The organism is Pseudomonas sp. MYb541, from assembly GCF_037479595.1.
GTDB lineage: Bacteria > Pseudomonadota > Gammaproteobacteria > Pseudomonadales > Pseudomonadaceae > Aquipseudomonas > Aquipseudomonas canadensis.
In genome coordinates, this window is the sequence record NZ_JBBGYS010000006.1 from 12,148 (window position 1) to 25,943 (window position 13,796).

The window sequence follows — 13,796 nt, forward strand, 5'->3', positions numbered from 1 at the left end:
TAAGCTCATGCGTCACCGGTTTGAACAACTGCCCCGACCATAATTAAAGAAGAGGGAACCCCCATGTCTGCGCACAAGACCGCACTGCTCAGTGCCCTGACCACCGCGCTGCTGGCCAGCGCCAGCCTCCAGGCCGCCGAACCGCTCAAGGCGGTGGGTGCCGGTGAAGGCCAGTTGGATATCGTCGCCTGGCCTGGTTATATCGAACGTGGCGAAAGCGACAAGGCCTACGACTGGGTCACCGGTTTCGAGAAGGAAACCGGCTGCAAGGTCAACGTGAAAACCGCCGCCACCTCTGACGAAATGGTCAGCCTGATGGCCAAGGGCGGGTATGACCTGGTCACCGCATCGGGCGATGCGTCGCTGCGGTTGATCGTGGGCAAGCGGGTGCAGCCGATCAACACCTCACTGATCCCCAATTGGAAGAACATCGACCCGCGCCTGAAAGATGCGCCATGGTATGTGGTCGGCCAGCAAACCTACGGCACCCCGTACCAGTGGGGCCCGAACGTGTTGATGTACAACACCAACGTGTTCAAGACCGCGCCCACCAGCTGGAACGTGCTGTTCGACGCGCAGAACCTGCCGGACGGCAAGCCGAACAAAGGCCGTGTGCAGGCGTATGACGGCCCGATCTACATTGCCGATGCGGCGCTGTACCTCAAGTCGACCAAACCGGAACTGGGCATCCAGAACCCCTATGAACTGACCGAAATCCAGTACAAGGCCGTGCTCGAACTGCTGCGTGCGCAACAGCCGCTGATCCACCGTTACTGGCACGACACCACCGTGCAAATGAGTGACTTCAAGAACGAAGGCGTGGTGGCCTCCAGCGCCTGGCCGTATCAGGTCAACGGCCTGCAGAACGAGAAGCAGCCGATTGCTTCGACCATTCCGAAGGAAGGCGCCACCGGCTGGGCCGACACCACCATGTTGCACACCGAGGCCAAGCACCCGAACTGCGCCTACAAGTGGATGGACTGGTCGCTGCAGCCGAAGGTCCAGGGCGACGTTGCCGCCTGGTTCGGCTCGCTGCCGGCCGTGCCTGCGGCCTGCATGGAGAGTGAACTGCTCGGCGCCGAGGGTTGCAAGACTAATGGTTTCGACCAGTTCGAAAAGATCGCCTTCTGGAAAACCCCGCAGGCTGAAGGCGGTAAGTTCGTGCCGTACAGCCGCTGGACCCAGGATTACATTGCGATCATGGGCGGCCGCTAAGGGTCCCTGCAGAGACTGCTTCTTGTGGTGAGCAGGCTTGCCCTGCGCGGGGCAAGCCCGCTCACCACAAAAGCCCGATTTTCACCGTTTCAGCGCAGCACACATGCATCCTCGTTTTTTCAGAAGTCCAGGCCGGGCCGCTGCGACGACTCGCGCCTTTTTGGAGCACCGCACCATGACGCTTGCAGTCCAATTCACCCACGTTTCCCGTCAGTTCGGCGAAGTGAAAGCCGTTGACCGGGTTTCCATCGATATCCAGGACGGCGAGTTCTTTTCCATGCTCGGCCCTTCCGGCTCGGGCAAGACCACCTGCCTGCGCCTGATCGCCGGGTTCGAGCAGCCGAGCGCAGGCTCGATCCGCATCCATGGCGAGGAAGCCGCCGGCTTGCCGCCGTATCAGCGTGATGTGAACACTGTGTTCCAGGATTACGCGCTGTTCCCCCATATGAATGTGCGCGACAACGTGGCCTACGGCCTCAAGGTCAAGGGCGTGGGCAAGGCCGAACGCCTGAACCGTGCCGAAGAAGCCCTGGCGATGGTCGCCCTCGGCGGCTACGGCGACCGCAAACCGGTGCAACTGTCCGGCGGCCAACGTCAACGGGTCGCCCTGGCCCGCGCCTTGGTCAATCGTCCACGGGTATTGCTGCTGGATGAACCCCTGGGCGCCCTCGACCTCAAGCTGCGCGAGCAGATGCAAAGCGAGCTGAAAAAGCTGCAACGCCAGCTGGGTATCACCTTTATCTTCGTGACCCACGACCAGACCGAAGCGCTGTCGATGTCCGACCGCGTAGCCGTGTTCAACAAAGGCCGCATCGAGCAGGTCGACACCCCGCGCAACCTCTATATGAAACCCGCCACGTCGTTCGTCGCCGAGTTCGTCGGCACTTCCAACGTGATTCGCGGCGAGCTGGCCCAGCGCCTCAGCGGCAACGCGCAGCCGTTCTCGATCCGCCCGGAACACGTGCGCTTTGCCGAGGGCCCGTTGGGCGCTGGCGAAGTGGAAATCAGCGGTCTGCTCCACGATATCCAATACCAGGGCAGCGCCACCCGCTATGAACTGAAACTGGAAAACGGCCAGGCGCTGAACATCAGCCAGGCCAACAACCAATGGCTGGACATCAGCAGCGGCCATCAGGTCGGCCAGTCCATCACCGCTCGCTGGGCACGGGAAGCCATGACCCCGCTGACCGACAGCGCAGGCGAGGTGTGACATGAGCCTGGCCCTTTCCCATCCGCCGATGCGCAGGTTTTCCAACCTGCTGTACCGCAAGCCCAACCTCTACCTGGCGATGCTGCTGGTGCCGCCGCTGATCTGGTTCGGCGCGATCTACCTCGGTTCGTTGCTGACCCTGCTGTGGCAAGGGTTCTATACCTTCGACGACTTCACCATGGCGGTCACGCCGGACCTGACCCTGGCCAACTTCGCCGCGCTGTTCCAGCCGTCGAACTTCGACATCATTGTGCGCACCCTGAGCATGGCGATTGTGGTGTCGATCGCCAGCGCCGTCGTGGCCTTCCCGATTGCCTACTACATGGCGCGCTACACCACGGGCAAGACCAAGGCGTTCTTCTACATCGCGGTGATGATGCCGATGTGGGCCAGCTACATCGTCAAGGCCTACGCCTGGACCTTGCTGCTGGCCAAAGGCGGCGTGGCGCAGTGGTTCGTGCAGCACCTGGGTTTGGAGCCGGTGTTGCAGTTCGTGTTGGGCATTCCCGGCGTGGGCGGCAGCACCTTGAGCACCTCGCACCTGGGGCGCTTCATGGTGTTCGTCTACATCTGGCTGCCGTTCATGATCCTGCCGATCCAGGCGTCCCTGGAGCGTTTGCCGCCGTCGTTGCTGCAAGCCTCGGCGGATCTTGGCGCCAAGCCGCGCCAGACGTTCATGCAGGTGATATTGCCACTGTCGATTCCGGGGATTGCCGCCGGCTCCATCTTCACCTTCTCGCTGACGCTGGGCGACTTCATCGTGCCGCAGCTTGTAGGGCCACCGGGTTACTTCGTCGGCGGCATGGTCTACGCCCAGCAAGGCGCCATCGGCAACATGCCCATGGCGGCGGCGTTCACCTTGGTGCCGATCGTGCTGATCGCGGTTTACCTGTCCATCGTCAAACGCCTGGGGGCCTTCGATGCACTCTGACTCTTCACCTCAAATGCAGTCATCAATAGGCTTGAAGATCGCCGCCTGGGGTGGGCTGGTGTTTTTGCACTTCCCGATCCTGATCATCTTCCTCTACGCCTTCAACACCGAAGAAGCCGCGTTCAGCTTTCCGCCCCAGGGCTTCACGTTGAAGTGGTTCAGCGTGGCCTTCGCCCGGCCGGATGTGTTGGAAGCGATCAAGCTGTCATTGCAGATCGCGGCCATCGCCACGCTGATCGCCATGGTGCTCGGCACGCTGGCCTCGGCGGCGCTGTATCGCCGTGAGTTCTTTGGCAAGCAAGGCGTGTCGTTGATGTTGATCCTGCCGATTGCGCTGCCGGGGATCATCACCGGTATCGCGTTGCTGGCGACTTTCAAGACGCTCGGGATCGAGCCGGGGATGTTCACCATCATCGTCGGCCACGCGACCTTCTGCGTGGTGATCGTCTACAACAACGTCATCGCCCGCCTGCGCCGTACCTCCCACAGTTTGATCGAAGCCTCGATGGACCTGGGCGCCGACGGCTGGCAGACCTTCCGCTACATCATCATGCCCAACCTGGGCTCGGCGCTGCTGGCCGGCGGCATGCTCGCCTTTGCGCTGTCGTTCGACGAAATCATCGTCACCACCTTCACCGCCGGCCACGAACGCACCTTGCCGTTGTGGCTGCTCAACCAACTGAGCCGCCCACGGGATGTGCCGGTGACCAACGTGGTCGCGATGCTGGTGATGCTGGTAACGATGTTCCCGATTCTCGGTGCCTATTACCTGACGCGCGGCGGTGAAAGCGTGGCCGGGAGTGGCGGTAAATAATTGTTTGAAGAGGACATGGCGATGCAAACCAAACTGCTGATCAATGGCCAACTGGTCGAGGGCGAAGGCCCGGCCCAGGCGGTATTCAACCCGGCGCTCGGGCGCGTGTTGGTGGAAATCAACGAAGCCAGCGAAGCCCAGGTCGACGCCGCCGTGCGCGCAGCCGATGCGGCCTTCGAAAGCTGGTCGCAAACCGCGCCCAAGGACCGCTCGCTGCTGCTGTTGAAACTGGCGGACGTGATCGAAGCCCACGGCGAAGAGCTGGCCAAGCTGGAATCGGACAATTGCGGCAAGCCCTACAGCGCCGCCCTGAACGATGAAATTCCGGCGATTGCCGACGTATTCCGCTTCTTTGCCGGCGCCAGCCGTTGCATGAGCGGCTCGGCCGGCGGCGAATACCTGCCCGGCCATACCTCGATGATCCGCCGCGATCCGGTGGGTGTGATTGCTTCCATCGCACCGTGGAACTATCCGCTGATGATGGTCGCCTGGAAAATCGCCCCGGCCCTCGCCGCCGGTAATACCGTGGTGCTCAAGCCGTCGGAGCAAACCCCGTTGACCGCGCTACGCATGGTCGAACTGGCCGCTGAAATCTTCCCGGCCGGTGTGCTCAACCTGGTGTTCGGCCGTGGGCCAACCGTCGGCAGCCCGCTGGTGAACCACCCGAAAGTGCGCATGGTGTCGTTGACCGGTTCCATCGCCACGGGCGCAAACATCATCTCCAGCACCGCCGACAGCGTGAAGCGCATGCACATGGAGTTGGGTGGCAAGGCGCCGGTGATCATCTTCAACGATGCAGACATCGACGCCGCCGTGGAAGGCATTCGTACCTTTGGTTTCTACAACGCCGGTCAGGATTGCACGGCGGCCTGCCGGATTTATGCGCAAGCGCAGATCTACGACAAGTTTGTCGAGAAGCTCGGCGCGGCGGTCGCCAGTATCAAGTACGGCTTGCAGGATGACCCGGCCACCGAGCTGGGCCCATTGATTACCGCGCAGCATCGCGACCGTGTCGCGGGCTTCGTCGAGCGCGCCGTGGCGCAGCCGCACATTCGCCTGGTCACCGGCGGCAAGGCAGTGGAAGGCAATGGCTTCTTCTTTGAACCGACCGTGCTGGCTGACGCGCAGCAGGACGATGAGATCGTGCGCCGCGAAGTGTTCGGGCCGGTGGTATCAGTGACCCAATTCACCGATGAAGCGCAGGTGCTGGGCTGGGCCAATGATTCGGACTACGGCTTGGCGTCATCCGTGTGGACCGCCGATGTAGGACGCGCCCACCGCTTGGCCGCACGCTTGCAATACGGCTGCACCTGGGTGAACACCCACTTCATGCTCGTCAGCGAAATGCCCCACGGCGGTCAGAAATTGTCCGGCTATGGCAAGGATATGTCCATGTACGGGCTGGAGGACTACACCACCGTGCGCCATGTGATGTTCAAGCACTGACGATTTAACCCGGCATCCTCACTGGATGCCGGGAACCTATAACAATAATTTTCAGGATCCCCCATGGATATCACCCGCCGCGACTTCCTCAACGGCGTCGCTGTCACCATCGCCGCCGGCATGACCCCACTGCAAATCCTGCAAGCCGCCCCCGATGGCCGTTACTACCCACCCGCCCTCACCGGCCTGCGCGGCAGCCATGCCGGCTCGTTCGAAGTGGCGCACCAGATGGGCTGGGAAAAGAAGGTGTTCGACACCGACACACTGCCAATCACTGAGGACTACGACTTGGTGGTCGTGGGCGGCGGCTTGAGTGGTTTGTCGGCGGCGTGGTTCTACCGCGAGAAGCACCCCAAGGCGAAGATCCTGATCCTGGAAAACCACGACGACTTCGGCGGCCACGCCAAGCGCAATGAATTCCAGGCCGGTGGCCGCATGATCATCGGCTACGGCGGTAGCGAAGCATTCCAGTCGCCCAATCACCTGTACAGCAAGGAAGTGAACGGGCTGTTGAAAAAGCTCGGGGTGAACATCAAGCGCTTCGAAACCGCCTTCGACCGACAGTTCTACCCAGGTCTTGGGCTGTCGCGTGGGGTGTTTTTCGACAAGGAAAACTTCGGTGAAGACAAACTGGTGACCGGTGACCCGACGCCGATGGTGGCCGACGATATTGCACCGGACCAGTTGAATGCCCGCGTCATCAACGACTTCATCAATGACTTCCCCTTGCCAGCGACAGACCGCCTGGCCCTGATCGAACTGCACACCGCGCCCAAGGATTACCTGCCGGGCAAGACGGCCGAAGAAAAGGCCGACTACCTGGCGGCTACCAGCTACCGCGATTTCCTGCTCAAGAACGTAGGATTATCGGAAGGCGCGGTGAAGTACTTCCAGAGCCGCACCAATGACTTCATGGCGTTGAGCATTGATGCCGTAGCTGCTGCTGACGCTTATAGCGTGGGTTTCCCAGGCTTTGCCGGGATGAACCTGGCGCCGATCAGCGAAGAAGCGGCAGCCGAAATGGAAGAGCCCTACATCTACCACTTCCCGGATGGCAATGCCTCGGTCGCGCGGTTGCTGGTGCGCAGCCTGATCCCGGGCGTGGCACCAGGGCACACCATGGACGATATCGTGCTGGCGGCGTTCGACTACGCCAAGCTCGACCAGCCCAAGGAAGCCGTACGGCTGCGCTTGAACAGCACGGCGGTCAGCGTGCGTAACGTTGGCAACAGCGTGCATATCGGCTATAGCCGTGGCGGACAACTCGCACAGGTGCGCGGCAAACGCTGCATCCTGGCCTGCTACAACATGATGATCCCGTACCTGTTGAAGGATTTGCCGGCGCCCCAGGCCCAAGCGCTCAGCCAGAACGTGAAGTACCCGCTGGTGTACACCAAGGTGGTGATCCGCAATTGGCAGTCGTTCCAGAAGTTGGGCGTGCATGAGATCTACGCGGCGACCCAACCTTACAGCCGCATCAAACTGGACTATCCGGTAAGCATGGGCGTCTACGACCACCCGCGCGACCCGGCGCAGCCAATCGGCTTGCACATGGTCTATGTACCCACCAGCCCCAACAGCGGCATGAACGCCCGCGACCAGGCCCGCGCCGGGCGGGGCAAGCTCTATGGGCAGACGTTCGAGCAACTGGAAGCGCAGTTGCGTGACCAGTTGCAACGCATGCTCGGGCCGGGCGGTTTTAACCATGAGACCGACATTCTGGCGATCACTGTCAACCGCTGGTCACACGGTTATGCGAGCTTCTCCAACAGCTTGTTCGACGATGCGGACCAGAGCGAGGCGTGGATGAACCTGGCGAAAAAGCCGGTGGGGCATGTGAGCATCGCCAACTCGGACGCGGCGTGGAGTGCGTATGCGCATGCGGCGATTGATGAGGCGTATCGCGCAGTCGCTGAAGTGAGCTGAACTGAGGACTTGTAGTGAGCGGGCTTGCCCCGCGCTGGGCTGCAAAGCGGCCCCAAAACCCGGCGCCGCGAAATACCTGAAGGCATGCGGCGGTCCGGTTAGGGCTGCTTCGCAGCCCAGCGCGGGGCAAGCCCGCTCACTACAGGCTGGCGGACCTTGAAATGTCTTGTCGCATTTGCAACGCCATCATCCCGCTATCAATCAATTTTCCTACGTCATCGAACCGCTTAAGCTATCCGGCGTCTGTTTAATGTCCGTTGCGTTTGGCCGAAGGCATGTCCGAACCGTAATTTCTGATCCGCTACGTGCCAGGAACGGCGCGGGATTTGCTCACGACAGGTTGTCTCTATGCACCGCAGGAATTTGCTCAAAGCGTCCATGGCCATTGCGGCTTACACCGGTTTGTCGGCCAGCGGCCTGCTCGCCGCCCAGGCCTGGGCCGGGAACCGTGCCGCTGATGGCAAGGCCATGGCGTTCGATTTCGAATCGCTCAAGGCCCAGGCCAAACAACTCGCCGGGACCGCTTACAAGGACACCAAACAGGTGCTGCCGCCGACACTGGCGACCATGACCCCGCAGAATTTCAACGCCATCGGCTACGACGGTAACCATTCGCTGTGGAAGGAATTGAATGGTCAATTGGACGTGCAGTTCTTCCACGTCGGCATGGGCTTCAAGACGCCGGTGCGCATGCACAGTGTCGACCCCAAGACCCGCGAAGCGCGCGAAGTGCATTTTCGCCCTTCGCTGTTCAATTACGAAAAAACCACGGTCGACACCAAGCAATTGACCGGTGACCTGGGTTTTTCCGGCTTCAAGCTGTTCAAGGCGCCGGAGCTGGACCGCCATGACGTACTGTCATTCCTCGGCGCCAGCTACTTCCGCGCAGTGGACAGCACCGGGCAGTACGGCCTCTCGGCCCGTGGCCTGGCCATCGACACCTACGCGAAAAAGCGCGAGGAGTTCCCCGACTTCACGCAGTTCTGGTTTGAAACCCCGGACAAGAACGCCACCCGCTTCGTGGTCTACGCCCTGCTCGACTCCCCGAGCGCCACCGGTGCCTACCGCTTCGATATCGACTGCCAGGCCAACCAGGTGGTGATGGCGATCGACGCACACATCAACGCGCGTACCACTATCGAACAACTGGGCATCGCACCGATGACCAGCATGTTCAGCTGCGGCACCCACGAACGCCGTATGTGCGACACCATCCACCCGCAGATCCATGATTCGGACCGCCTGGCCATGTGGCGCGGCAACGGCGAGTGGATCTGCCGCCCGCTGAACAACCCGGCCAAGCTGCAATTCAACGCGTTCGCCGATAAAGACCCGAAAGGCTTCGGCTTGGTGCAGACCGACCATGAGTTCGCCAGCTATCAGGACACCGTGGACTGGTACAGCAAGCGCCCGAGCCTGTGGGTGGAACCAACCACTGCGTGGGGCGAGGGCTCTATCGACTTGCTGGAAATTCCTACAACCGGTGAGACCCTGGATAACATCGTGGCCTTCTGGACCCCGAAAAAACCCGTGGCGGCCGGCGACTCGCTCAACTACGGCTACAAGCTGTACTGGAGCGCCCTGCCACCGGTGAGCACACCGCTAGCCCAAGTGGACGCGACCCGTTCAGGCATGGGTGGCTTTACCGAGGGCTGGGCACCGGGCGAGCACTACCCACCCGTGTGGGCGCGCCGTTTTGCCGTGGACTTCAAGGGCGGCGGCCTGGATCGCCTTCCACAGGGCACCGGGATCGAGCCAGTGGTGACTTGCTCCCACGGCCAGGTCAAGGATTTCAGCGTGCTGGTACTGGATAACATCAAGGGCTACCGCATCCTGTTTGACTGGTACCCGACCAGCGACAGCGTGGAGCCGGTGGAGCTGCGCCTGTTCATCCGCACCCAGGACCGCACCTTGAGTGAAACCTGGTTGTACCAGTACTTCCCGCCGGCTCCGGACCAGCGTAAGTACACCTGATCGCCCCCTGTAGGAGCTGGATTACCAGCGATGCAGGCACACCGCAGTGCCTGCATCGCTGGCAAGCCAGCGCCTACAGGTGCTCAGAACCGCGACACACTCTTCATCGCCCCAATCAAATAGCGCATCGCCACCTGATCGTTCTCGGTCAGGGCGCGGTACTGCGCCAGTAATTCCAGTTCATCCGAACTCAGCCTTCGGCCACGCAAAAACACCCTGCGGGCCAGAAACGACACCACCACCCCCGCTACACCATAGGACTTGGCCATGGACTGCTTCTCCTGATATCCATCAAATACTCCCGTTGCCCCGAACCGCCTACCACGAAGCGCAATGCCTCAGTGGGCAAACCAACTGACTTCCTGGGCCAGAAATCAGGCTTACCCTAAGCGTAGAAACCTTATTGCTCAGCGTGGGACTTTTTTAGAGTAATCACTTAAATATTTGCTCCGGTAACAAAGACCTACAGTCCTTTCTCACCTAACGGTCGGTAGAGATGAATGTCATGGGGCTCTTGTGCAAACAGTTCTGGATCAGGTTGCTGCAGCAACCGGCAGCCTTGGCGTAGGTAAAAGTCCACGGTATTGCGCGACTCCGTGGCCGAGATGTACAACGCATCCGCTCCGGTTTGGCGGCCGTGTTCACAGGCCAGCGCGAACAAGCGCCCTCCCAGCCCTAAGCCGCGCGCCGCATGGCTGACGTGCAGGAACGTCAGTTGGCGCATCCGCAGCGTTTGGTTATGGAGGGTGCGATTGTCAGTTAACGCACGTTCCACCAGCATGATGGCCTCCTGCTTTTAGGCGACCCAGGATCAGGCTTGCGTCAAACGCGAGCAAGAAAAAACCCACCGGGTCAGGGTGGGTTTCGTCGGCCGCTCAGCCAGGCTTAGTCACGCAGGTCCGACTCATGAATCGGCTGGTCCCGGTGCGTGGCGCGCTGATACTGAGCTGGCCAGATGGCCTTGCGTCCGCCCAGGTCATCGTCGGCATGCAACGGCCAGTACGGATCACGCAACAGCTCACGGGCCAGGAAGATGATATCGGCCTGGCAGGTGCGCAAGATGTGCTCAGCCTGGGCCGGCTCGGTGATCATGCCAACGGTGCCGGTGGCCATGCCCGACTCTTTGCGCACGCGCTCGGCGAAGCGCGTCTGGTAACCGGGGCCGGTGGGGATCTCGGCGTTGGCGGCGGTGCCACCGGAGGAGACGTCGATCAGGTCCACCCCCAGGTCCTTCAGGCGACGCGCCAGCTCCACGGTTTCATCGGGGTTCCAGCCGTCTTCCACCCAATCGGTGGCCGACACCCGCACAAACAGCGGTAATTCCTGGGGCCAGACATCACGCACGGCCTGGGTCACTTGCAGCACCAGACGGATGCGGTTTTCGAACGAGCCGCCGTACTGATCCTGACGCTGATTGCTGATCGGTGAGAGAAATTGATGCAACAGGTAACCATGGGCCGCGTGGATTTCCACCACTTCGAAGCCTGCGGTCAACGCGCGCTTTGCGGCGGCAACAAAATCGGCAATCACTTGCTGGATCTGCCCTTCGTCCAGCGGCTTGGGCTGGGTGTGCTGAGGGTCGAAGGCAATCGGCGATGGCCCTACCGGCGTCCAGCCGCCATCCTCCGGTTTGACGCTGCCGTGCTTGCCGATCCAAGGCCGGTGAGTGCTGGCCTTGCGCCCGGCGTGGGCCAGTTGAATGCCGGCCACCGCGCCTTGGGCCGCGATAAAACGAGTAATACGTTGCAGCGGTTCGATTTGTGCGTCGTTCCACAGGCCCAGGTCCTGGGCGGTGATGCGGCCATCGGCAGTCACGGCGGTGGCTTCGGTGAAAATCAGCCCGGCGCCACCGACGGCGCGGCTGCCAAGGTGCACCAGGTGCCAGTCATTGGCCAAGCCGTCGTCGCTTGAGTATTGGCACATGGGCGACACGGCGATGCGGTTGAGCAGGGTCAATTGACGGAGGGTATAGGGTTCGAGCAGTTGACTCATGGCGCACCTCTTCTGGTTCTGTGGGCACTATTCAAACAGTGCTTAGAGCCTAGTCGACAACGCTGGATTGCACAGGGTTCAGAAGGAAAAGCGGGGACCGATTGCCGGCCCCCGTATTGCAACAGCTTACATTTCGACCTGGGTGCCCAGCTCGATCACCCGGTTTACCGGGAGTTTGAAGAAGCGCAGGTTGCCGTTGGCGTTCTTCAACATAAAGGCGAACAAAGCTTCGCGCCAACGGGCCATGCCCTTGATCCGCGAGGCGATGACCGTTTCGCGACTGAGGAAGTAGGTGGTGCGCATCGGGCTGAAGTCCAGGTCATCCAGATGGCACAACTTCAGCGCCTCCGGCACATCTGGCTCATCGGTGAAACCGAAGTGCAGGATCACTCGGAAGAAGCCTTCGCCGTAGGCATCCACCTCGAACCGCCGTGCGGCCGGTACGCGGGGAATGTCCTCGTAGACCACCGTCAGCAACACCACTTGCTCATGCAATACCTGGTTGTGTAGCAGGTTGTGCAACAGCGCGTGGGGCACGGCGTCCGGGCGCGCGGTGAGGAACACGGCGGTGCCCTGCACGCGATGAGGCGGCTGAACGCGGATACTGCTGATGAAGATCGGCAACGGCAGGCCACCTTCGTCGAGACGTTCCACCAGCAATTGCTTGCCGCGCTTCCACGTGGTCATCAGCACGAACAGCACGATCCCCGCCAGTACCGGGAAGGCACCGCCCTGGATGATCTTCGGCACGTTGGCGGCGAAGTAAAGACCGTCCACCAACAGGCAGCAAACCAGGACAGGAACAGCCAGAATCGGCGGCCATTTCCACAGCAGCAGCATCACCGCCGACACCAGGATGGTGGTCATCAACATGGTGCCCGTCACCGCCACGCCGTAGGCCGATGCCAGTGCGTTGGACGACTCAAAGCCCAGCACCAGCAGGATTACGCCAACCATCAGCGACCAGTTCACCGCGCCGATGTAAATCTGGCCCTGCTCGGCGCTTGAAGTGTGCTGAATGTGCATGCGCGGGATGTAACCCAGCTGGATCGCCTGGCGTGTCAACGAGAACGCACCGGAAATCACTGCCTGGGAGGCAATCACCGTGGCCAGGGTAGACAACACCACAAGCGGGATCAGCGCCCAGCTCGGCGCCAGCAGGTAAAACGGGTTGCGCGCGGCTTCCGGGTCACCGAGCAGCATGGCGCCCTGGCCGAAATAATTGAGCACCAGCGCCGGCAGCACCAGCATGAACCAGGCGCGGGCGATGGGTTTGCGGCCGAAGTGACCCATGTCGGCATACAGTGCTTCGGCGCCGGTCAGTGCCAGCACCACCGCGCCGAGGATGGCCACGCCAATGCCGGGATGCGCCTCAAAGAAGCGCACCGCCCACATCGGGTTCATCGCACTGAGCACTTCAGGGTGCAGGGTGATGCCATACACACCCAGGCCGCCCAGTACCAGGAACCAGGTCACCATCACCGGCCCGAAAAGCTTGCCGATGTGGTCGGTGCCATGTTTCTGGATCAGGAACAGCGCCACCAGCACCACCAAGGCGATGGGCACGACCCATTTTTCAAGGCCGTCGAAGGCCAGTTCCAGGCCTTCGACCGCAGACAACACGGAAATCGCCGGGGTGATCATGCTGTCGCCGTAGAACAGCGCCGCGCCGCAAAGGCCACACACCACCAGGAAGCTACGCAGCTTCTTGCGCTCCCCCGCCGCCCGTCGTGCCAGTGCCGTGAGCGCCATGATGCCGCCCTCGCCCTGGTTGTCGGCACGCAGCACGAACAACATGTACTTGATCGACACCACCCAGATCAGCGACCAGAAGATCAGCGCCAGGATCCCCAGCACGCCGTCATGATTGACCTGAACCCCATAACCGCCGTTGAACACCTCTTTAAGGGTGTAGAGCGGGCTGGTCCCGATATCGCCGTAAACCACCCCGACCGCTGCCACCAGCATGCCAATCGGCTTGGCGTTTGAATGCTCGGCACCTGCTGCCTGACTACTCGCGTGACCCATCAACCACTCCTGCCCTTTGACCTGCGGTCTTTTATTAACAACGTGTCTAAGCTGACCCTAGCATGCGCTGTTTTACTTCTCGTAACAGACGTTTTGTTGACCTTAGGACTTTACCTTCGCGCAACGGCGCGAAGCATAGCGCAGCACTCGTCGCATTTCCCTGCATAAAGCTGGTCAAGTGCGCTGCCCGTCGCTAGAATTGCGCACTTTTTGATCAGAGGCGCACCAAGCGCCCGTCCGCAGCCTTGTCGTGCCCGACT

10 protein-coding genes and 1 pseudogene are annotated in these 13,796 nt (G+C 61.3%); 7 read left to right on the forward strand and 4 right to left on the reverse strand.

Annotated features, from left to right (window positions below; all coding sequences use genetic code 11):
* The first annotated feature begins 63 nt into the window (after positions 1 to 63).
* The 7 genes from ydcS to WH299_RS05250 all read left to right on the forward strand — a co-directional run bounded on the left by ydcS (position 64) and on the right by WH299_RS05250 (position 9,516).
* Entirely contained in the window at positions 64 to 1,215 is a 1,152-nt protein-coding gene (gene ydcS / locus WH299_RS05220) for a putative ABC transporter substrate-binding protein YdcS (protein ID WP_339549759.1), read from the forward strand.
* A gap of 175 nt (positions 1,216 to 1,390) precedes the next feature.
* A complete protein-coding gene (locus WH299_RS05225) occupies positions 1,391 to 2,425 on the forward strand; it encodes an ABC transporter ATP-binding protein (RefSeq protein WP_126569929.1) in 1,035 nt (344 codons plus the stop codon).
* A 1-nt stretch (position 2,426) separates the two neighbouring features.
* On the forward strand, positions 2,427 to 3,356 hold the full coding sequence (locus WH299_RS05230; RefSeq protein WP_028619105.1) for an ABC transporter permease: 930 nt from the start codon (positions 2,427 to 2,429) through the stop codon (positions 3,354 to 3,356).
* Positions 3,346 to 4,170, forward strand: a complete 825-nt coding sequence (locus WH299_RS05235; protein ID WP_122724084.1) for an ABC transporter permease — start codon at positions 3,346 to 3,348, stop codon at positions 4,168 to 4,170. Before WH299_RS05230 ends, WH299_RS05235 begins: the two co-directional genes overlap by 11 nt.
* A 21-nt stretch (positions 4,171 to 4,191) precedes the next feature.
* Positions 4,192 to 5,616 carry a gamma-aminobutyraldehyde dehydrogenase gene (locus WH299_RS05240; protein WP_123474737.1) on the forward strand — a complete coding sequence of 475 codons (1,425 nt, stop codon included), beginning with the start codon at positions 4,192 to 4,194 and terminating at the stop codon, positions 5,614 to 5,616.
* Between the two features lie 63 nt (positions 5,617 to 5,679).
* Positions 5,680 to 7,542, forward strand: coding sequence for an NAD(P)/FAD-dependent oxidoreductase (locus WH299_RS05245; RefSeq protein ID WP_339549760.1), 1,863 nt, complete (start codon positions 5,680 to 5,682; stop codon positions 7,540 to 7,542).
* A gap of 348 nt (positions 7,543 to 7,890) precedes the next feature.
* Positions 7,891 to 9,516 (forward strand): glucan biosynthesis protein D, encoded by a 1,626-nt coding sequence (locus tag WH299_RS05250; RefSeq protein WP_339549761.1) that lies wholly within the window; start codon positions 7,891 to 7,893, stop codon positions 9,514 to 9,516.
* An 83-nt stretch (positions 9,517 to 9,599) separates the two neighbouring features.
* On the opposite strand, the gene WH299_RS05255 is transcribed toward WH299_RS05250, so the two are convergent.
* The 4 genes and pseudogenes from WH299_RS05255 to WH299_RS05270 form a co-directional block, all read right to left on the reverse strand.
* Entirely contained in the window at positions 9,600 to 9,785 is a 186-nt protein-coding gene (locus WH299_RS05255) for a hypothetical protein (RefSeq protein ID WP_028619101.1), read from the reverse strand.
* Between the two features lie 194 nt (positions 9,786 to 9,979).
* A pseudogene (locus tag WH299_RS05260) lies at positions 9,980 to 10,276 on the reverse strand (GNAT family N-acetyltransferase); the annotation flags it as partial.
* 125 nt (positions 10,277 to 10,401) lie between these two features.
* The gene (locus tag WH299_RS05265; RefSeq protein WP_028619100.1) at positions 10,402 to 11,508 is read right to left on the reverse strand and encodes an NADH:flavin oxidoreductase/NADH oxidase; all 1,107 of its coding nucleotides are present in this window, start codon (positions 11,506 to 11,508) and stop codon (positions 10,402 to 10,404) included.
* Positions 11,509 to 11,634: 126 nt separating this feature from the next.
* Positions 11,635 to 13,536 (reverse strand): potassium transporter Kup, encoded by a 1,902-nt coding sequence (locus WH299_RS05270; protein WP_028619099.1) that lies wholly within the window; start codon positions 13,534 to 13,536, stop codon positions 11,635 to 11,637.
* Positions 13,537 to 13,796: the final 260 nt, after the last annotated feature.